General features: G+C 41.2%; 12 protein-coding genes, 1 tRNA gene and 2 rRNA genes. 14 read left to right on the forward strand and 1 reads right to left on the reverse strand.

The features are described from left to right. The 7 genes from ACPT8Q_RS05115 (at window position 1) to ACPT8Q_RS05145 (ending at window position 6,072) form a co-directional block, all read left to right on the forward strand. Window positions 1–76: transfer RNA gene (locus ACPT8Q_RS05115), tRNA-Glu, on the forward strand. 269 nt (window positions 77–345) lie between these two features. After that, window positions 346–3,243: ribosomal RNA gene (locus tag ACPT8Q_RS05120) — 23S ribosomal RNA — on the forward strand. 152 nt (window positions 3,244–3,395) lie between these two features. Further along, window positions 3,396–3,511, forward strand: a 5S ribosomal RNA gene (gene rrf / locus ACPT8Q_RS05125). Between the two features lie 240 nt (window positions 3,512–3,751). Continuing rightward, the gene (locus ACPT8Q_RS05130; RefSeq protein ID WP_050949451.1) at window positions 3,752–4,681 is read left to right on the forward strand and encodes a LysR family transcriptional regulator; all 930 of its coding nucleotides are present in this window, start codon (window positions 3,752–3,754) and stop codon (window positions 4,679–4,681) included. Between the two features lie 9 nt (window positions 4,682–4,690). Next, the gene (gene azlC, locus ACPT8Q_RS05135; protein WP_050949450.1) at window positions 4,691–5,410 is read left to right on the forward strand and encodes an azaleucine resistance protein AzlC; all 720 of its coding nucleotides are present in this window, start codon (window positions 4,691–4,693) and stop codon (window positions 5,408–5,410) included. Then, window positions 5,407–5,736 carry a branched-chain amino acid transporter permease gene (locus tag ACPT8Q_RS05140; protein WP_005670246.1) on the forward strand — a complete coding sequence of 110 codons (330 nt, stop codon included), beginning with the start codon at window positions 5,407–5,409 and terminating at the stop codon, window positions 5,734–5,736. The genes azlC and ACPT8Q_RS05140 overlap by 4 nt, the downstream gene beginning before the upstream one ends. A 102-nt stretch (window positions 5,737–5,838) precedes the next feature. Beyond that, on the forward strand, window positions 5,839–6,072 hold the full coding sequence (locus ACPT8Q_RS05145) for a YgjV family protein (protein WP_050949449.1): 234 nt from the start codon (window positions 5,839–5,841) through the stop codon (window positions 6,070–6,072). Between the two features lie 75 nt (window positions 6,073–6,147). Here the strand turns inward: ACPT8Q_RS05145 and prfC are convergent, their stop codons facing one another. Then, the gene (gene prfC / locus ACPT8Q_RS05150; protein WP_061671252.1) at window positions 6,148–7,728 is read right to left on the reverse strand and encodes a peptide chain release factor 3; all 1,581 of its coding nucleotides are present in this window, start codon (window positions 7,726–7,728) and stop codon (window positions 6,148–6,150) included. 337 nt (window positions 7,729–8,065) lie between these two features. Here prfC and ACPT8Q_RS05155 point away from each other — a divergent pair, with 337 nt between their 5' ends. The 7 genes from ACPT8Q_RS05155 (at window position 8,066) to ACPT8Q_RS05185 (ending at window position 22,526) form a co-directional block, all read left to right on the forward strand. Next, window positions 8,066–8,854, forward strand: coding sequence for an SDR family oxidoreductase (locus tag ACPT8Q_RS05155; RefSeq protein WP_038439640.1), 789 nt, complete (start codon window positions 8,066–8,068; stop codon window positions 8,852–8,854). 79 nt (window positions 8,855–8,933) lie between these two features. Further along, window positions 8,934–10,913: an exoribonuclease II gene (rnb, locus tag ACPT8Q_RS05160; RefSeq protein ID WP_061671251.1), complete on the forward strand. Its 1,980-nt coding sequence runs from the start codon at window positions 8,934–8,936 to the stop codon at window positions 10,911–10,913. Between the two features lie 400 nt (window positions 10,914–11,313). Next, the gene (locus tag ACPT8Q_RS05165) at window positions 11,314–18,762 is read left to right on the forward strand and encodes a YadA-like family protein (RefSeq protein ID WP_061671250.1); all 7,449 of its coding nucleotides are present in this window, start codon (window positions 11,314–11,316) and stop codon (window positions 18,760–18,762) included. 235 nt (window positions 18,763–18,997) lie between these two features. Continuing rightward, window positions 18,998–19,639, forward strand: a complete 642-nt coding sequence (pxpB, locus tag ACPT8Q_RS05170; protein ID WP_061659681.1) for a 5-oxoprolinase subunit PxpB — start codon at window positions 18,998–19,000, stop codon at window positions 19,637–19,639. Next, window positions 19,636–20,565: a 5-oxoprolinase/urea amidolyase family protein gene (locus tag ACPT8Q_RS05175; RefSeq protein WP_061671249.1), complete on the forward strand. Its 930-nt coding sequence runs from the start codon at window positions 19,636–19,638 to the stop codon at window positions 20,563–20,565. The genes pxpB and ACPT8Q_RS05175 overlap by 4 nt, the downstream gene beginning before the upstream one ends. Further along, window positions 20,552–21,289 carry a 5-oxoprolinase subunit PxpA gene (gene pxpA, locus ACPT8Q_RS05180; RefSeq protein ID WP_061671248.1) on the forward strand — a complete coding sequence of 246 codons (738 nt, stop codon included), beginning with the start codon at window positions 20,552–20,554 and terminating at the stop codon, window positions 21,287–21,289. The genes ACPT8Q_RS05175 and pxpA overlap by 14 nt, the downstream gene beginning before the upstream one ends. 43 nt (window positions 21,290–21,332) lie before the next feature. Continuing rightward, entirely contained in the window at window positions 21,333–22,526 is a 1,194-nt protein-coding gene (locus ACPT8Q_RS05185; protein WP_061671247.1) for an NRAMP family divalent metal transporter, read from the forward strand. Window positions 22,527–22,599: the final 73 nt, after the last annotated feature.

Below are 22,599 nucleotides of genomic sequence, written 5' to 3' on the forward strand. Positions count from 1 at the left end.
GTCCCCATCGTCTAGAGGCCTAGGACATCGCCCTTTCACGGCGGTAACCGGGGTTCGAATCCCCGTGGGGACGCCAATTAAAGATAACTTTGTTAGATTATCTTGTTGTTCTTTAAAAAATTGGAAACAAGCTGAAAACAAGAGATTTTCGAGAGAAAGTCTGAGTGGGCAAGATAGGAAAGTGAAAGAGAGAACTGAAAAGGAAACTCTAAAAACAAAACCTGTTTTGCATAAAATCTTGATTGAACAAAAGCAATCAAGTGTTTAGTTGAATGAAGATACGCATCAAATTGACCGCACTTTGAAGTGAAAACTTAAAGTGATTGAAAACATTTGAGGTTGTATAGTTAAGTGACTAAGCGTACAAGGTGGATGCCTTGGCAATCAGAGGCGAAGAAGGACGTGCTAATCTGCGAAAAGCTTGGATGAGTCGATAAGAGGCGTTTAATCCAAGATATCCGAATGGGGAAACCCAGTAGATGAAGAATCTACTATTAACAAGTGAATTCATAGCTTGTTGAGGCAAACCGGGAGAACTGAAACATCTAAGTACCCCGAGGAAAAGAAATCAACCGAGATTTCGTCAGTAGCGGCGAGCGAAAGCGAAAGAGCCAGTAAGTGATAGCAGTATAGTTAGGAGAATGTGTTGGGAAACACAATCAAAGAGGGTGATAATCCCGTATCTAAAAACCATATTGTGGTACTAAGCTAACGAGAAGTAGGGCGGGACACGTGATATCCTGTTTGAAGAAGGGGGACCATCCTCCAAGGCTAAATACTCCTGATTGACCGATAGTGAACCAGTACTGTGAAGGAAAGGCGAAAAGAACCCCGGTGAGGGGAGTGAAATAGAACCTGAAACCTTGTACGTACAAGCAGTGGGAGCCTGAAAGGGTGACTGCGTACCTTTTGTATAATGGGTCAGCGACTTATATTTTGTAGCGAGGTTAACCGAATAGGGGAGCCGAAGGGAAACCGAGTCTTAACTGGGCGAAGAGTTGCAAGGTATAGACCCGAAACCCGGTGATCTAGCCATGGGCAGGTTGAAGGTTGGGTAACACTAACTGGAGGACCGAACCGACTAATGTTGAAAAATTAGCGGATGACTTGTGGCTGGGGGTGAAAGGCCAATCAAACCGGGAGATAGCTGGTTCTCCCCGAAATCTATTTAGGTAGAGCCTTGAGGTGACACCTTTGGGGGTAGAGCACTGTTTCGGCTAGGGGTCCATCCCGGATTACCAACCCGATGCAAACTACGAATACCAAAGAGTGATACTCAGGAGACACACGGCGGGTGCTAACGTCCGTCGTGGAGAGGGAAACAACCCAGACCGCCAGCTAAGGTCCCCAAGTCTATATTAAGTGGGAAACGAAGTGGGAAGGCTTAGACAGCTAGGATGTTGGCTTAGAAGCAGCCATCATTTAAAGAAAGCGTAATAGCTCACTAGTCGAGTCGGCCTGCGCGGAAGATGTAACGGGGCTGAAATATAGCACCGAAGCTGCGGCATCAGACGAAAGTCTGTTGGGTAGGGGAGCGTTCTGTAAGCGGATGAAGGTTAATCGAGAGGTTAGCTGGACGTATCAGAAGTGCGAATGCTGACATAAGTAACGATAAAACGGGTGAAAAACCCGTTCGCCGGAAGACCAAGGGTTCCTGTCCAACGTTAATCGGGGCAGGGTGAGTCGGCCCCTAAGGCGAGGCTGAAAAGCGTAGTCGATGGGAAACAGGTTAATATTCCTGTACTTGGTAAAGCTGCGATGTGGGGACGGAGTAGGTTAGGTTATCGCACTGTTGGATATGTGCGTTTAAGTTGGTAGGTGGGAAGTTTAGGCAAATCCGGACTTCTATTAAACACTGAGAGATGATGACGAGGCTCTAAGGAGCTGAAGTAACTGATACCACACTTCCAGGAAAAGCCACTAAGCGACAGGCTTTACTAAACCGTACTGAAAACCGACACAGGTGGTCAGGTAGAGAATACTCAGGCGCTTGAGAGAACTCGGGTGAAGGAACTAGGCAAAATAGCACCGTAACTTCGGGAGAAGGTGCGCCGGCGTAGATTGTAGAGATTTACTCTCGAAGGTTGAACCGGTCGAAGATACCAGCTGGCTGCAACTGTTTATTAAAAACACAGCACTCTGCAAACACGAAAGTGGAGGTATAGGGTGTGATGCCTGCCCGGTGCTGGAAGGTTAATTGATGGTGTAATCGAAAGAGAAGCACCTGATCGAAGCCCCAGTAAACGGCGGCCGTAACTATAACGGTCCTAAGGTAGCGAAATTCCTTGTCGGGTAAGTTCCGACCTGCACGAATGGCATAATGATGGCCAGGCTGTCTCCACCCGAGACTCAGTGAAATTGAAATCGCCGTGAAGATGCGGTGTACCCGCGGCTAGACGGAAAGACCCCGTGAACCTTTACTATAGCTTGACACTGAACATTGAATTTTGATGTGTAGGATAGGTGGGAGACTTAGAAGTAGTCACGCCAGTGATTATGGAGTCATCCTTGAAATACCACCCTTTAACGTTTGATGTTCTAACGAAGATTGCGGAACGTGGTCTCGGACAGTGTCTGGTGGGTAGTTTGACTGGGGCGGTCTCCTCCCAAAGCGTAACGGAGGAGCACGAAGGTTTGCTAATCACGGTCGGACATCGTGAGGTTAGTGCAATGGTATAAGCAAGCTTAACTGCGAGACAGACAAGTCGAGCAGGTACGAAAGTAGGTCATAGTGATCCGGTGGTTCTGAATGGAAGGGCCATCGCTCAACGGATAAAAGGTACTCCGGGGATAACAGGCTGATACCGCCCAAGAGTTCATATCGACGGCGGTGTTTGGCACCTCGATGTCGGCTCATCACATCCTGGGGCTGAAGTAGGTCCCAAGGGTATGGCTGTTCGCCATTTAAAGTGGTACGCGAGCTGGGTTTAGAACGTCGTGAGACAGTTCGGTCCCTATCTGCCGTGGGCGTAGGAGAATTGGTTGGGGCTGCTCCTAGTACGAGAGGACCGGAGTGGACGCACCACTGGTGTTCCGGTTGTGTCGCCAGACGCATTGCCGGGTAGCTAAGTGCGGAAGAGATAAGTGCTGAAAGCATCTAAGCACGAAACTTGCCAAGAGATGAGTTCTCCCTGTCTTTAAGACAGTAAGGGTTGTTTAAGACGAAGACGTAGATAGGTCTGGTGTGTAAGTGATGTGAGTCATTGAGCTAACAGATACTAATTGCCCGAGAGGCTTAACTATACAACGCTCAAGTGTTTTTGGGAAAAGAGCGAAAGAGAAGAGAAATTAACTAAACTAAACTAACTATTCAGCTTGTTGCCGATAAGAAGAGAGACGAAAAAAGTGAAGTCGTAAAAGAGAAGAAACAAAGAGAGAAGTTATCAAAGAATTATCCCGGCGGCGATAGTGCGGTGGAACCACCTGAGACCATACCGAACTCAGAAGTGAAACGCTGTAATGCCGATGGTAGTGTGGGGTTTCCCCATGTGAGAGTAGGGCACCGCCGGGTTATCAAATAAAAAATCTAAATTTAAATTTATCTAAGACAGATAAAATTAAATTAAGTAAAAACAGAATTAAAATTAAACAAATTAGATAAAGAATAAATATAGAACCCCAGTTGAATAACTGGGGTTTTATATTTTAACTAATACAATTATCCAAATAATTAATTTTATTAATTAGCATATTTTTAATTTTAAGGTATTATACTGATTCCCTAATTTTTAATTTTATATGAATATTATTAATGAAACCAACCTTTCTAGAATTTAGACATCTTAAAACTTTACTGGCTTTAAAAGAGACAGGCAGCGTTTCTCTAGCTGCAAAGCACGTATATTTAACCCAATCAGCACTTTCTCACCAAATTAAATTAATAGAGGAACAATTTGGCTTGCCTTTATTTGAGCGTAAAAGTAATCCACTTCGTTTTACTTCAGCGGGAGAGCGTTTAATTCGTCTTGCGAATGAAGTAATGCCGAAAGTGATTGATGCTGAACGTGATCTTGCACGGGTAAAACACGGCGATGCAGGACAATTACGTATAGCGGTGGAATGCCATACTTGTTTTGATTGGTTAATGCCAGCAATGGACGAATTCCGTCAGCATTGGGGGCTAGTAGAATTGGATATTGTATCTGGCTTTCATACGGATCCCGTTGGTTTATTACTTTCCCATCGAGCAGATTGGGCGATAGTATCAGAAGTAGAGCATAATGATGATGTTATTTTTAAACCGCTCTTTTCTTATGAAATGGTTGGAATTTGCTCAAAAAATCATTCTTTAGCAGAAAAAGATATTTGGGAAGCAGAAGATTTTATTGATGAAACTTGGGTGACTTACCCCGTACCTGACGATATGTTAGATCTATGGCGTAAAGTGCTTAAACCAAAAGGCATTAATCCTACTCGCCGTACAACAGAACTTACTATTGCAATGATTCAACTTGTTGCGAGCAAACGCGGTATTGCCACAGTGCCTTATTGGGCTACTTTGCCTTATTTGGAAAAAGGTTATGTTGTGGCAAGAAAAATCACAAAAAGTGGCTTATACAGCAACTTATATGCTGCGATTCGCAAAGAAGACGAATCCCTTTCTTATTTAGAAGATTTTTATCAAACAGTCAAATCTCAAAGTTTCTCAACTTTACCCGGACTTTCTGTTTTAAATTTATAGACGTAATTAATGGATTTATCTCAACAAAATCAACAGCCTAACCCAATTACTGAAGCGGCTAAGGCTGCTTTTCCCTACAGCGTACCAATGATTGCAGGATTTTTATTTCTTGGCATAGCATATGGTATTTATATGAAAGCACTTGGTTTCGGATTTTTATATCCCACTTTAATGGCTTTACTGATTTATGCGGGTTCTGTTGAATTTATTGCGGCAGGCGCACTTATCGCACCTTTCTCTCCAATCAGCGTATTATTAATTACCTTAATGATTAGTGCCAGACAAATTTTTTATGGCATATCAATGTTAGAAAAATATGGCATACATATAGGAAAAAAACGCTGGTATTTAATCACAACACTGGTAGATGAATCTTTTTCCTTAAATTATATGGCAAAAATCCCACCGCACTTAGATAAAGGCTGGTATATGTTTTTTGTGAGCTTATATTTGCATATTTATTGGGTGTTTGGTGCAGTAATGGGTAACTTATTTGGCACTGTTTTACCTTTTAATTTAAAAGGCGTGGAATTTTCAATGACCGCACTATTCTTAGTTATTTTTGCAGAAAATTGGCTAAAAGAAAAATCTCACGAAAGCTCTCTATTAGGTTTAGGCATTGCATTTGCTTTTTTACTTATTATAGGAAAAGAATATTTTTTAATTCCAACATTAATTAGCATTTGGTTAATTTTAACTATGCGAATAGCTAAATTAGAAACAAAATGACACTAACAGAACAAATTATTACCATCGGAATTTGTATAGTCGCGGTACAATTTACACGTTTATTACCATTTTTTGTGTTTCCTGTTAATCGCCCCATTCCACAATATATCCGTTATCTCGGAAAAGTTTTACCTCCAGCAATGTTTGGTATGCTTGTCGTTTATTGCTATAAAAATATTGATATTTTAACTGGCTATCACGGCATTCCTGATTTGCTTGCAGGGATAGTCGTGCTTGGCTTACATTTCTGGAAGAAAAATATGTTTCTATCTATTGCCGTAGGCACACTTTTCTATATGGCTCTTGTTCAACTTATTTTTATATAATTTTCCCTTGCAAACGGTTGCTTCTTTTTCTTATCTTTTCCTTGCATTAAAAATCTTTTATCATAGCCAATGTTTTTATTTTTAATCAAAGAGAACAACATAATGGACTTTAATTTTATTGAGTTTTTAGGTTATATGGCGACTTTTTTTGTTGCTGCATCTTTCTTATTTAAATCTATTGTGCATTTACGCATTGTAAATAGTATCGGCGCGATTTTATTTGTTATTTACAGCTTAATTATCACAGCATATCCCGTTGCAGTATTAAATGCGTTTTTAGTTGTGGTAAATATTTATCAACTTTGGCGATTAAAACAAGAAAACCTCTCTAAATAAAAGAAAAGCGTTGAATTAAATTTCAACGCTTTTTTTCTGGAAAAGTGCGGTAGAATTTTACCGCACTTTGTTATTTTAATGCTCCCGCGTTTTATAAAACGCCACATCGGGATAACGTTCTTGGGCTAAATTCAGATTTACCATTGTTGGTGCAATATAGGTTAAATTATCGCCGCCATCTAAGGCTAGATTTTGCTCGTTTTTACGTTTAAATTCTTCAAATTTTTTCCCATCGGCACATTCCACCCAACGAGCTGTGGCAACGTTTACATTTTCATAAATCGCTTCCACGTTATATTCAGTTTTCAAACGAGAAACCACCACATCAAACTGCAACACGCCCACAGCACCCACAATTAAATCGTTGTTTAATAATGGACGAAACACTTGCACTGCACCTTCTTCAGAAAGTTGCACCAAGCCTTTTAACAGTTGTTTTTGTTTAAGAGGATCTTTCAAACGAATACGACGGAATAACTCTGGCGCAAAGTTTGGAATGCCTGTAAATTTCAGCGTTTCGCCTTGCGTGAAAGTATCGCCAATTTGAATAGTACCGTGATTATGCAAACCAATAATATCGCCTGCGTAAGCTTCTTCAGCGTGAGCGCGATCGCCCGCCATAAAAGTAAGCGCATCAGAAATAACCACATCTTTTCCAATGCGGACGTGTTTAAGTTTCATCCCTTTTTCATATTTGCCCGAAACCACACGCATAAACGCCACTCTGTCACGGTGTTTCGGATCCATATTAGCTTGAATTTTAAACACAAAACCACTGAATTTTTCTTCCGCACTTTCCACCGTTCTTGTATCCGCTTGACGAGATTGTGGTTTCGGAGCCCATTGCGTTAAGCCATCAAGAAAATGATCCACTCCAAAATTGCCTAATGCCGTCCCGAAAAATACTGGTGTAAGTTCCCCTTTAATAAAGGCATCTTGCTCAAATTCATTACTTGCGCCTTGCACCAATTCCAATTCATCACGAAGCTGTTGTGCTAAATCATCGCCAACCGCGGCATCTAATTCAGGGCTATTTAAACCTTTAACAACACGAACTTCTTGAATAGTTGAGCCTTGACCAGATTGATAAAGATAGGTTTCATCTTTTGCAAGATGATAAACACCCTTAAACAATTTCCCACAGCCAATCGGCCAAGTAATTGGCGCACAACGAATTTTCAACACATTTTCCACCTCGTCCAACAATTCCATCGGATCGCGAATATCACGGTCGAGTTTATTCATAAACGTGATAATTGGCGTATCACGTAAACGTGTGACTTCCATCAATTTAATCGTACGTTCCTCCACCCCTTTGGCAGAGTCAATAACCATCAAACAGCTATCCACAGCGGTTAAAGTGCGGTAAGTATCTTCAGAGAAATCTTCGTGTCCGGGGGTATCGAGCAAATTCACTAAACAATCATTATAAGGAAATTGCATCACAGAAGTGGTAATCGAAATTCCACGTTGTTTTTCCATTTCCATCCAGTCAGATTTTGCGTGAGCCGCCGAGCCTTTGCCCTTGACCGAGCCAGCGGTTTGAATTGCATTGCCGTATAAAAGTACTTTTTCAGTAATCGTTGTTTTACCCGCATCAGGGTGGGAAATAATCGCAAAAGTGCGACGTTTATTCACTTCTTGAGGATAAGCCATAATCTTCTCTTATTCATTCAAATTGTATTAAAAAATCGGCGTATTATCCTTGAAAATAGCGTGTTTTGCAAAAACACCTTATATAGAACCCTACAATTTTACAAATTTATAATGGAACACCGCGTGGGCTTACGCCCACCCTACAATTTTACAATTTTACAATTTTACGGTTTTGCAATTTTACAAATTTAAGGAAAATTTAATGGTTATCATAACATTTCCATTGTAGGGTGGGCGTAAGCCCACGCGTTTAATTTAAAAATTGGTCGGCTTTGTATAAAAACAAATTTTCGCTTATACTACGCAAGTTTTTTACGCTAACAACATAGGAAAAATTATGGGTTTCTTAACAGGTAAACGCATTTTAGTCACAGGTCTTGCAAGCAATCGTTCCATCGCTTACGGGATCGCAAAATCAATGAAAGAACAAGGTGCAGAACTTGCTTTCACTTATTTAAACGATAAATTACAACCACGTGTAGAAGAATTTGCCAAAGAATTTGGCTCTGACATCGTGCTTCCTTTAGATGTTGCAACTGATGAAAGCATTCAAACTTGCTTTGCAGAATTAAGCAAACGCTGGGAAAAATTTGATGGTTTTGTTCACGCAATCGCATTTGCACCGGGCGATCAACTAGACGGCGATTACGTCAATGCCGCAACCCGTGAGGGCTACCGCATCGCACACGACATCAGTGCATACAGCTTCGTCGCAATGGCACAAGCGGCACGCCCTTATTTAAACCCAAATTCAGCATTATTAACCCTTTCTTACTTAGGTGCAGAACGTGCAATTCCTAATTACAACGTAATGTGCCTCGCAAAAGCCTCTCTTGAAGCCGCAACACGCGTAATGGCAGCAGATCTAGGCAAAGAGGGCATTCGCGTAAACGCTATTTCAGCAGGCCCAATCCGCACTTTAGCGGCATCAGGCATTAAAAACTTCAAAAAAATGCTTTCCACCTTTGAGAAAACCGCTGCATTACGTCGCACTGTGACTATCGAAGATGTGGGTAACTCAGCGGCATTTTTATGTTCTGACTTAGCCTCTGGCATTACAGGCGAAATCGTTCACGTTGATGCAGGTTTCAGCATTACGGCAATGGGCGAATTAGGCGAAGAATAAATTTTCTTCCATTCTTTTTAGGCAGGCTTTCAGTCTGCCTTTTCGCTTTTTTAAAATATAACTATGTTTCAAAATAACTATGTTTCAAGATAATCCTCTACTCGCACAACTTAAACAACAAATCCACGACAGCAAAGAACAGGTTGAGGGCGTGGTAAAAAGCACAGATAAAGCCTACGGCTTTTTAGAGTGCGATAAAAAAACCTATTTCATCGCACCGCCATCAATGAAAAAAGTGATGCACGGCGACAAAATCAAAGCTACCATTGAAAAACAAGGCGACAAAGAACAAGCCGAGCCAGAAGCCTTAATTGAGCCAATGCTCACACGTTTTATCGCAAAAGTGCGGTTCAATAAAGACAACAAATTACAAGTGCTGGTGGATCACCCAAGCATCAATCAACCCATTGGCGCACAACAGGCGAAATCGGTAAAAGAAGAACTGCAAGAGGGCGACTGGGTCGTCGCACATTTAAAAACCCATCCATTGCGTGACGATCGCTTTTTCTACGCCACCATTAATCAATTTATTTGCCGAGCTGATGATGAATTTGCCCCTTGGTGGGTTACATTGGCACGCCACGAACAATCTCGCTATCCCGTGCAAGGCGTAGAACATTATGAAATGTTAGATCAAAAAACACGTGAAAATCTGACCGCACTTCATTTTGTAACCATTGATTCCGAAAGCACAATGGATATGGACGATGCCTTATATATCGAACCCATCACACAAAACAACGAACAAACAGGCTGGAAACTCGTGGTCGCCATTGCCGATCCCACCGCTTACATCGCCCTAGATTGTCAAATTGAACAAGAAGCAAAACAGCGTTGCTTCACAAATTATTTGCCGGGCTTTAACATTCCAATGTTACCCCGTGAATTATCCGATGAATTATGTTCCTTAATCGCCAATGAAACTCGCCCCGCACTGGTTTGTTATATCGAAACCGATCTTGCAGGCAACATCACAGCCAAACCGCATTTTGTTTCCGCTTATGTGCAATCTAAAGCTAAACTGGCTTACAACAACGTATCAGATTACTTAGACCAAACCCAAAACGCATGGCAACCAGAAACGCCAGAAACAGCACAACAAATTCACTGGCTACATCAATTTACCAAAGCACGCATACAATGGCGTAAAACCCATTCCTTACTCTTTAAAGAAAAACCTGATTACGCCTTTGTGCTGGCAGAAAACGGCAAAGTGCAAGAAATCAAAGCAGAATATCGCCGCATAGCCAATCAAATTGTGGAAGAAGCAATGATTATCGCCAACATCTGCGCCGCCCAATTCTTACACGAAAACGCAAAAACAGGCATTTTCAACACCCACAGCGGTTTTGATAAAAAATACTTAGAAAATGCGCACAATTTCTTAATGGCAAATTTAGCCAATGAACAAAATAACGCAGAACTGGCAGAACGTTATTCAGTAGAAAACTTAGCAACCTTAAACGGCTATTGCCAAATGCGTCACGACATCGACCATCTAGAAAGTGATTATGTAGCCCTACGCCTACGCCGTTATTTAACCTTCTCCGAATTTAAATCAGAATTAGCACCGCACTTCGGGCTGGGGCTAGAGGGCTATGCCACTTGGACATCCCCAATTCGTAAATATTCTGACATGGTTAATCATCGCTTAATCAAAGCCGTGCTTTCCCAACAGCCTTGCGAAAAACCACAAAATGAAGTTTTGGCACGTTTGCAAGAAGCCCGTCGCCAAAATCGCCTCGTCGAACGTGATATTGCCGATTGGCTATATTGCCGCTATCTTTCGCCGAAAGTGGCTGAAAATGTGGAATTTAATGCAGAAGTGCAAGATGTAATGCGGGCAGGCTTGCGCGTGCAACTGCTCGAAAATGGCGCATCGCTATTCATTCCTGCTGCCACCTTGCACAACAACAAAGAAGAAATACAACTAAATCCTGATGAACTCGCTCTTTACATAAAAGGCGACCGCACTTATAAAATCGGCGACATGGTAAAAGTGAAACTCACAGAAGTGAAAGAAACCACACGCAGCATTGTCGGCGAAATCGTTCAATAAATTGCCGTTCCCTTTTGCCTAAAACCTGCTTTCAATGCCAGAAAGCAGGTTTTTCTTTTAATTTTTACCGCACTTTTCAACAAAAAACACCTAAAATGAGTCATGATTAATCTTTTTTCTTGCTAAAAAGAAATAAAAGATAAACAAACCTAAACCTTATTTTAAATAAAAAATAAATTAACTTATCTGAAAAGATTTGATTTTTGTGTAAATATTTGTTTTTTTTATTTTTTTATTTTTTTATTTTTTTATTTTTTTTTTTTTTTTTTTTTTTTTTTTTGAGGCTAAACTTTTCGTAAAATATCACTTTTTTATTCTCCAAATATAGAATAGAATGCGTGTAATTTCACTAAGAAAAGTGTATTTACTATTAATTTTATTAAATATGAGGTAAATAAAAATGAACAAAATTTTTAACGTTATTTGGAATGTTATGACTCAAACTTGGGTTGTCGTATCTGAACTCACTCGCACCCACACCAAATGCGCCTCCGCCACCGTGGCGGTTGCCGTATTGGCAACGCTGTTTTCTGCAACGGTTCAGGCGAGTGCTGCCAATGATGATGAAAATTTAGAACCCGTAGAACGCTCTCCTTTGGTGTTGCTATTCACCTCCGATAAAGAAGGCACGGGCGAAAGAAATCTGATAGGAGAAGAGAAAATAAAAATGACAATCAACTATTTAAAAGGAACAGAGGGCGACCTCATCTTCAAAGTCGGCGACAACCTGAAAATCGAACAACACACCAATAACAGAAGCTTCACCTACTCGCTGAAAAAAGATCTCACAGGGCTGACCAGTGTTGAAACTAAAAAATTATCGATTGGTGAGAACGGCAATAAAGTCAATATCACAAGCGACATCAAAGGCTTGAATTTGGCTAAAGCTGTTGCGGGTGCGAATAACGATACAACGCTTCACTTAAACGGCATTGCTTCGACTTTGCAAGACACGCTTGCAGGTACTCAGACTACAAAAGTAGAAAAAGAAGCCAATACCATTACCGATGAAGAAAAACATCGTGCAGCAAGTGTTCAAGATGTATTTAACGCAGGTTGGAATATTAAGGGTGTTAAAACTGGTATAACGATCTCTGATAACGTTGATTTTGTCCGTACTTACGACACGGTTGAGTTCTTGAGTGCGGATACAGAAACCACGACTGTTACTGTAGATAGCAAAGAAAACGGTAAGAGAACTGAAGTTAAAATCGGTGCGAAGACTTCCGTTATAAAAGACCACAACGGCAAACTGTTTACAGGCAAAGACCTGAAAGATGCCAATAATGGTGCAACCGTTAGTGAAGATGACAGCAAAGACACCGGTGTCGGCTTAGTGACTGCAAAAGCCGTGATTGATGCCGTGAACAAGAGCGGTTGGAGAATTAAAACAACAGGTGCTAATGGTCAAGTTGGTAAGTTTGAAACTGTCACATCAGGCACAAATGTAACCTTTGCTGATGGTAATGGTACAACTGCAGTCGTAACTGGCGATGCTACCAATGGTATTACCGTTAAGTATGATGCGAAAGTTGGCGACGGCTTGAAGATTGGCGATGACCAAAAAATCACTGCAGATACAGTCACACTTACTGTGAATAGTACTGATGGCGATGCACCTGCAGCTGCAGGTCAAGGTGCGGATACTAATAATCGCGGTAAAGTAGTTGTGACTGGTGTGGCAGACCTTACAAAAGCAACTGATGCTGACAAGAAAAAAGTCGCGACAGTGGTTGATGTTGCTAAAGCGATTAATGACGCGGCAACTTTCGTGAAAGTACAAAGTTCAGATGAAGACATTGAAAATGATGCTGCAGGTAAGGATGATACTAAAGACCAATCCCTTAAAGCAGGCGACACCTTAACCTTAAAAGCGGGTAAAAACTTAAAAGCTAAACTTGACGGTAAGAGTGTGACTTTTGCTTTGGCGAAAGATATTACTACGGAGAATGCGACTTTTAGTAACAAGTTATCTATTGGTGGTGCTGCTACTACAGCACCAAAAGTGGATATTACTAGTACGGATGACGGCTTAAACTTTGCTCAAAATGGTAAGGCAGGTAAGGATGCTTATGTTCACTTAACTGGTATTGCAACCACTTTAAATGAACCTGCGAGTGCGGGAGCGAAATCTACACACGTTGATTTAAGTCTTGATGACGCGAAAAAATCTAATGCAGCAAGTATTGAAGATGTGTTGCGTGCAGGTTGGAATATTCAAGGTAATGATAATAATGTTGATTATGTAGCGACGTATGACACAGTAAACTTTAAAGATGATGGTAAAACAACAACAGTCACTGTAACCCAAAAAGCAAATGGTAAAGGTGCTGACGTTGCAATCGGTGCGAAGACTTCTGTTATCAAAGAAAAAGACGGTAAGTTATTTACTGGAAAAGATAACAAAGAGACAAACAATGTTGTAAGCACTACAGCGACTGATAATGCAGACGAGGGTAATGGCTTAGTGACTGCAAAAGCTGTTATTGATGCTGTGAACAGCAGTGGTTGGAGAGTGAAAACAACAGGAACTCCTACTGCAGGTAAAGACGGCTTTGAAACTGTCACATCAGGCACAAATGTAACCTTTGCTAATAGCGATAGTACAACTGCGTCAGTGACTAAAGATGCTAATGGTATTACCGTTAAGTACGAAGCGAAAGTTGGCGACGGCTTAAAAGTGGATGCGACTAAAGGAATTGTTGCAGATACGACCGCACTTACTGTAGCGGACGGCAAAGTTACTACCCCAACTGCTGAAACCGACAAGAAAAAACTCGTTAATGCAGAGGGTTTAGCGGATGCGTTAAATAAATTAAGTTGGAAAGCAGTTGCTGGCAAAGACGACGGTGGCGAAGTTGAACCGAATGCAAATAATAAAGCTCAAGAAGTCAAAGCAGGCGAAACGGTAACCTTTAAAGCTGGCAAGAACTTAAAAGTGAAACAAGATGGTGCGAACTTTACTTATTCACTGAAAGATACGCTTAGTGATTTAACAAGTATTACTTTAGGTAAAACAGGAGCTGGTGCAAATGGTGCAACTACTCAAATTACCAACGAGGGCTTAACCATTACACCAGCGAATGGTGCGGGTGCAGGTACAAACACTGCAAATACCATCAGCGTAACCAAAGATGGCATTAAAGCGGGTAATAAAGAAATTACCAATGTTGCGAGTGCTTTAACAACTTATGGTGCAACTCCAAATGGCGGGGTTCAAACACAACCTACAGCAGGAAGTGTTGATTACGCTAAGAAAGACTTAGTTGATTTAACTAATGCTGCAAATGCTGCAGCAGGCGGTACTACAACAAATAACGAGCTAGCTAAAAAAGCCGCCACTGTAGGCGATTTAGCGGGCTTGGGCTGGGTGCTTTCAGCTGATAAAACCACGAAAGATGGCGGCGGTGTTGAAGATAATCCATTCCACGCAGCGGTTAAAAACGCCAATGAAGTTGAGTTCAAAGGTAAGGGTGCGGCGACTGTATCTGCGAAATCTGATGGCGGTAAATATGTAGTAACCGTAGATGTGAAAGAAACTTATCTTGGCGATGGTCTTGAAAAAGAAAACGGCAAGATTAAAGTTAAGGCAAGTAAAGATGCTAACAACTTATTGACTGTGACTGCTGATGGTGCCTCTGTTACTAAAGGCGAGTTTAATACAGTGGATACTTCAGTTCCTGCTGATGATGCAACTACTGAAACTAAAAATAATCGTGGTAAGGTTACTGTAAAAGATGCTGATAAGGCAGATAAATCAGTTGCAACTGTAAAAGATGTTGCAGAAGCAATTAACAGTGCGGCAACCTTTGTGAAAACAGCGAATTTAGATACCGCACTTGATGAAGCTGATGCGAAAGATGAAGGAGAAGACGCACTTAAAGCAGGCGATACCTTAACCTTTAACGCGGGTAAAAACCTGAAAGTTAAACGTGATGGAAAAAATATTACCTTTGACTTGGCAAAAAACCTTGAAGCGAAAACCGCGACCTTTAGTGATAAGTTGTCGATTGGTTCTGGCACGAATGTAGTTGATATTACGAATGAAAATGGCGGCTTGAAGTTATCGAAAGGTACTGCTGATATTCAATTACGAGGTATTGGCTCAACCTTAACTGACACTATCACAGGCACAACAACAAAAGCTGAAAATGGTGTAGATGTTAAAAATCATAACCTTGCAGCAAGTGTGAAAGATGTATTGAGTGCTGGTTGGAATATTAAGGGTGTTACAACTGGTTCAGCAACAGGTAAGTCAGAAAATGTTGATTTTGTCCGTACTTACGACACAGTTGAGTTCTTGAGTGCGAGTGCAGATACAACAACAGTGACTGTAGATAGTGAAGATAATGGAAAAACCACTAAGGTTAAAATCGGTGCAAAAACTTCTGTTATCAAAGAAAAAGACGGTAAGTTAGTGACAGGTCAAGATAGCAAGGATAATAATGCTCCTACTGCATCTGATACGGACACTGGAACAGGCTTAGTTACTGCAAAAACTGTGATTGATGCTGTGAATAAGGCTGGTTGGAAAGTCACTGGCGAGGGGACAACTGTTGGTAATAATGAAACAGCATTAACCAAAGACAACGCCCAAACCGTTACATCAGGCACAAGCGTGAACTTCAAAAACGGTAAGACAACTACGGCGACTGTAAGTAAAGATGATCAAGGTAACATTACGGTTAAGTATGATGTAAATGTTGGCGAAGTCTTAAAAGACAATGAATTCCTCACACAAGATGGCAAAAAACTTGTGAAGATCGGCGATGAATACTTCAGTGAGGAAGATATTGATCCGGCAACTGGTCAGCCAAAAGTGAAAGATGGTAAGAAAGTTCACGCTAAATATAAAAAAGTGAATGATAAAATCTCAACCGTTGGTGCTGATGGTACTACTACAATGGGCGATACCGTTACTTTAACTAACCAAAATCAAGGTGTGGTTACAGGTAAACAGGTGGCAGATGCCATTGCGAAGTCTGGTTGGAATTTAGGCTTGGCAAATGCTAAAGACGCTGTTTCTGCCTTTACGACTGGTGGCAAAGCCTTATCAGCTGATACGCTTGAACGTGTTAATGCAAATGACAATGTGCGTTTTGCAAATGGTAAAAATACTGTAGTGAAAGCGGCTGTTGTGGAAGATGTGGATAAAGATGGTAATAAAGTTACGAATACTTATGTCCGCACAGATGTGACAGGCTTGCCTGTTCAATATACGACAGAAGATGGCAAAGCGGTAAGTAAAGTGGGGGATAAATACTACACTTTAGATGACAAAGGCGAGCCGTCAGCAACTGCATTGACTGATGAACAAGTTGGTAAATTAAGTGTGAATTTGGTAAGCCCAACTGCAGGTAATAATCCAACTGCAGGCAATAAGCCAACAGCTTTAGGCAATCTTGCAAATGGTGCGAAAACCTTTGATTTACCTAAGACAGCGAAAGCTGCAGATGGTACGGAATTAGCATTGGCAAATGATGGTAAGTATTATCCGAAAGATAAAGTGGGGGCAAATAATGCCGCACCAACGGATGGTACAGCTTCTGTTAAAGTGGCTAAAGGCAATGTAGGATTGGCAGACTTGGCAAATTCAACATCAAGCAATGCGGCAACTGTGGGCGATTTGAAAAACTTGGGCTGGCAGATTTCTGCAGGCGATAGCTATAATGACCAAGTGAGAAATGCCGATAAGGTTAATTTCAAAGGCAGTAACGGTATTAGCGTTTCTGGTAAAACACTAGGTGACGGTACGCGTGAAATTACCTTTGAATTGGCTAAAGGCGAAGTGGTTAAATCGAATGAATTTACCGTTAAGAATGCTGATGGTACGGAAACGAACTTGGTTAAAGTTGGCGATAAGTATTATAGTAAAGAGGATATTGACTTAACAACTGGTAAGCCGAAAGTGACAGCTGGCAATACAGTTGCTGCGAAATATCAAAATAAAGGTGGCAAAGTCGTTTCTGCTGACGGTAGTGATACCGCTGTTACCCTAACCAACAAAGGTTCTGGCTATGTAACAGGTAACCAAGTGGCAGATGCGATTTCGAAATCAGGCTTTGAGCTTGGTTTGGCTGATGCAGAAAAAGCGAAAGCGGCGTTTGATGATAAAACAAAAGCCTTATCTGCGGATACAACGGAAACTGTAAATGCCCACGATAAAGTCCGTTTTGCTGATGGTTTAAATACCAAAGTGAGCGCGGCAACGGTGGAAAGCACCGATGCAAACGGCGAAAAAGTAACCACAACCTTTGTGAAAACCGATGTGGAATTGCCTTTAACGCAAATCTACAACACCGATGCGAGCGGTAAGAAAATCGTTAAAAATGGCGATAAATGGTATGAAGTGAATACTGATGGTACGGTAAGTAACAAAGAAGTGACACTTGGTAACGTGGATGCAAACGGTAAGAAAGTTGTGAAAGTAACCGAAAATGGTGCGGATAAGTGGTATTACACCAACGACAAAGGCGACGTTGATAAAAATCAAGCTGTTGATACTACTAAGGTTGCAGGCATTACTACCGATGAAAAACACGTTGTCAGCCTTGATCCTAATGATCAATCGAAAGGTAAAGGTGTTGTGATTAATAATGTGGCTAATGGCGATATTTCTCCAAATAGCAAACAGGCAGTAAACGGCGGACAGATTTTTGCATTAACTGGCAATAAAGCTCCGAATATCACTAATGTGACGGTAGAAAATAAAGTTGATGGTACGACTAAAGTCTATAAAAACGTTGTAGTGGGCGACGACGGTAAGCCATTATTGACCACTTATAATGTGGAGGGCAGAAAAGAAGTCATCACTAATTCAGTGGTTGAAGCCATCTACAATATGAATGAACAAGGGATTAAGTTCTTCCACTCTAATGACGGCACAGCCAAACGTAGAGAGGAACGAAGCAATGACTTTGACTCTAGTGCAAGCGGCATATACGCGACAGCGATTGGCGCGAAAGCTGATGCGGCAGGCAATAATGCCATCGCTTTCGGTTATGAATCAAAAGCCTTACGCGATAACACCGTGGCGATTGGTACGGGCAACGTTGTGAATGCGGAAAAATCTGGTGCATTCGGCGATCCGAACTACATCGAAGATGGTGCAAACGGCAGCTACGCTTTCGGTAACGATAACCGTATTACTTCTAAAAACACGTTTGTGTTGGGTAATGGAGTTAATGTGAAATATAAAGCCAATGGGGACGTTGATACTGAAACCGTAACCGTTAAGGACAAAGATGGTAAAGATACTACCGTTACCGTTCCTAAAGCGTTAGGGGCTACAGTTGAAAATTCTGTTTATCTCGGTAATGCTTCAACTGCGACAAAAGATAAGGGTAAAAACCTGAAATCCGACGGCACGGCGGGTAACACTACAACTGCTGGCGCAACAGGTACGGTAAAAGGCTTTGCCGGTGCGACAGCGCACGGTGCGGTTTCTGTCGGTGCAAGCGGCGAAGAAAGACGTATCCAAAACGTCGCGGCAGGCGAAATCTCTGCTACTTCAACCGATGCGATTAACGGAAGTCAGTTGTATGCCGTGGCAAAAGGGGTAACAAACCTTGCTGGACAAGTGAATAATCTTGAGGGCAAAGTGAATAAAGTGGGCAAACGTGCAGATGCAGGTACAGCAAGTGCATTAGCGGCTTCACAGTTACCACAAGCTATTATGCCAGGTAAATCAATGGTTGCTATTGCGGGAAGTAGTTATCAAGGTCAAAATGGTTTAGCTATCGGGGTATCAAGAATTTCCGATAATGGCAAAGTGATTATTCGCTTGTCAGGCACAACCAATAGTCAAGGTAAAACAGGCGTTGCAGCAGGTGTTGGTTACCAGTGGTAAAGTTTGGATTATCTCTCTTAAAAAGCGGCATTTGCCGCTTTTTTATGGGTGGCTATTATGTATCGTTTCAACCAAATGAATTTGTGCTAAATTTCCTTTTGATGGTTAAAGTGCGGTGTTTTTAAATTGAATTAAAAGATGAAAATAAAGACTTGACAAAACCTATAAATATCCTTTAAAAGAGATCTGTAACAAAAAAATAACAAATTACATAACATCATATAAAGGGTATATTATGAATATCGTTCCGATCAGTGAGTCGGCGGTGGTTTGCTCTTTGCCACCCCCAGCTTCCATTCAACAACAACGCCAATTATGGGCATTCGCTCGTCAATTGCAATCAGAACAAGATATTGTAGAAGTTGTCTTGGGAATGAATAATCTTACGGTTTTTACCGATTTTTTCGTAGATTTTAAGCCGCTTGTGCAACGTTTAGAACAACTTTGGGCTGAATTGAAAGTATCGGATTTTCAAGGACGCCATATTGAAATTCCTGTTATTTATGGGGGAGAGCGAGGTCAGGATTTATCTGATGTAGCGAAATTTCATCAGACAACACCAGAGCGGATTATTCAGATGCACAGTGAGCCTATTTATACTGTGTATATGATTGGTTTCCAAGCAGGCTTTCCTTATTTGGGTGGTTTACCTGAAAACTTACACACGCCACGCCGTGCCACGCCAAGAACGGTTGTTCCTGTTGGTTCTGTTGGTATTGGTGGTGTGCAAACGGGGATTTATCCTTTTTCTTCGCCAGGTGGGTGGCAGTTGATCGGTTATACTAAGCAAGCACTTTTTGATAAAAATCAAGTGCAACCAACCTTATTACAAGCTGGCGATACTGTGAAATTTATTGTGGAAGGGATTGAACTATGATTGATGTGCTTGATGTGCAATCCCGTGCGACTATTCAAGATTTAGGACGTTTTGGTTTACGCCGATTTGGTATTAGCCATTGTGGGGCAATGGATAAATTAGCCTTACGTGCAGGCAATATTTTATTGGGCAATGCAGAGAATGTTCCTGCTATTGAAGTGCCTTTAGGCGGCATTACATTGCAATTTCAGCAAGATATGAATTTTTGTGTGACTGGTGCTTTTTATGAAATGACGTTAGATGATAAGCCTGTTTTTGCTTATTGGCGTTATCAAGCACGTGCCGGTCAAATATTAAAAATGACCCGTGCAAAAATTGGAATGTATGGTTATTTATGTGTTCAAGGCGGTTTTGTTTTGCCTCAAGCATTGAATTCTTGTAGTACGGATTTGAGAGCGAAAATAGGGGGCATTGAGGGACGTTGTTTGCAGACAGGCGATCAGCTACAAACGGCAAATGATCATATTTTGCGTAGCGAAATTGGTGTTGCGCCGATTCCGCTTAGCGATGTTATTCGTGCTTTGCCATCTTCTGAATATCAGGCGTTTAAACGAAAATCCCAGTATCATTGGTGGCGAAATGAATGGACGTTGCAAAGTAATAGTGATCGTATGGGGTATCGTTTTCAAGGTCAGACATTAGAATTAAAGCAGCCGTTGGAAATGCTATCTCACGCCATTCAGTTTGGTAGTGTGCAAGTTCCACCAAGTGGTCAGCCTATTATTTTGATGGCGGATGCACAAACCACAGGTGGTTATCCTAAAATTGCTAATGTGATTGATGCCGATCTTGGGGCTTTGGCACAGGTGCGTTTAGGTTCAACGATTAAATTTGAAGCGGTTAGCTTACAAGAGGCTGCTAAATTACGCCGTAAAAATGAAATATACCTTGATCAAATTAGGAGAATTGTTGATGAAAAAAATTGATTTAAATGCAGATATTGCAGAGGGTTTTCCTTTTGATGAAAGTTTGTTGCAGTTGCTTTCTTCTGCAAATATTGCCTGTGGCTTACACGCTGGGGGCGCAAAGGAAATGCAAAGTGCGGTCAAATTTGTGAAAGAAAATAAGGTGCGTATTGGTGCGCACCCTAGTTTTCCTGATCGAGAAAATTTTGGTCGTACGGCAATGGCGTTGTCTTTACAGGAATTAATCGCACATTTGCGTTATCAATTAGGTGCACTAAAAGCAATTTGTGATGGCGAGGGGGCGGTAATTAGTTATGTTAAGCCTCACGGTGCGTTATATAACCAAGCGGCAAAAGATGAAAAAATAGCGCGTGTAATTGCACAAACTGTTTATCAATTTGATCCGAATTTGAAATTAATGGGGTTAGCGGGTAGTTTAATGTTGCGTATCGCAGAGGAAGAAGGGTTGCAAACTATTTCTGAAGTGTTTGCCGATCGACATTATATGCCTGATGGGAGTTTAGTGCCTCGTTCTCAACCAAATGCAATGGTAAAATCTGATAAGGAAGCTATTCAACAAGTGTTACAAATGGTAACAAAGGGGCAAGTCAATGCCATTGATGGAAGCCTCGTGCCTGTAAAAGCAGAAAGTATTTGCTTACACGGCGATAATCAACATTCTTTGCAATTTGCTAAACGCATTGTGGAAGAATTAGAAAAAAATCATATCAAAATAACGGCATAAGCCGAATAAACACATAACATCAACTTAACAATGGAGGTGCTTTATGGCATCAATTACTCACAGACGAAATGCGGTTTTAGGGGCGGCTTTCTTAATGGCGACATCCGCCATTGGGCCCGGGTTTTTAACTCAAACCGCAACCTTTACCAATACTTTATTAGCGAGTTTTGGCTTTGTTATTTTATTATCAATTTTGTTAGATATTGGTGCTCAACTTAATATTTGGCGAATTGTTATTGTGTCTGGCAAACGCGCGCAAGATATTTCTAATGCGGTTTTTCCGAAAGCAGGGTATTTTCTTGCTGCGCTGATTGTGATGGGCGGACTGGCTTTTAACATTGGTAATGTTGGCGGTGCGGGGCTTGGTTTAAATTCTATTTTTGGCATAGCACCAGAAATAGGCGCAGCGATTAGCGGTATTATTGCTATTTTGATTTTTTTGCGTAAAGAAGCGGGCTTATTAATGGATCGTTTTGCACAATTAATGGGCTTTATTATGGTCGCACTCACGTTTTATGTAATGTTTAAAACTGAACCGCCTGTGGCTGAAGCGGCATATCATTCCTTTATTCCAGAACAAATTGATCCCATTGCTATTGTTACATTAGTGGGGGGAACCGTAGGTGGTTATATTACTTTTGCAGGCGCGCATCGCTTATTAGATGCTGGCATTCAAGGCGAAAAAGCAATAGCTGAAGTGAGCCGTAGTTCTGTTTCAGCCATTTTAATTGCTTCAACGATGCGTATTGTATTATTTCTTGCGGTACTTGGCGTGGTGTCAAAAGGTGTGTCTCTTAATCCTAAAAATCCAGCTGAAACGCCTTTTGAATATGTAGCAGGCAATTTTGGTCAAGTGTTATTTGGGGTAGTTATTTGGGCAGCGTCTATTACATCGGTTATTGGTGCGGCTTATACTTCAGTTTCTTTCTTAACGACCCTTTGTCCAACTATTGAACGCAATCGTAATCGTTGGATTATTGCCTTTATTGTGATTTCTACCGTTGTTTTAGTGACAGTGGGAAAACCTGCTGCTGTATTAGTCTTTGTGGGAACATTAAATGGCTTAATACTGCCGATTGCATTGGCATTAATTTTGTTAGCCGCTTATCGAAGCGATATTGTTGGCACTTATAAACACCCTGTTTTTTTAGCTTTTTCAGGCTGGTTTGTTGTGATTATTATGGCAATATTAAGTGGAAAAACGATTATTTCTTATATTTCTAGTTTTTTTAGCTAACTACTATTTTTGTGAAAGGATCTGCATTTCATGATGTTAAATATCAGTCATTGAAATGCAGATTTTATTTTAT

It is taken from the genome of Haemophilus sp. HN_Hi10, assembly GCF_049821985.1.
In the GTDB taxonomy this organism is placed as follows: domain Bacteria; phylum Pseudomonadota; class Gammaproteobacteria; order Enterobacterales; family Pasteurellaceae; genus Haemophilus; species Haemophilus influenzae_D.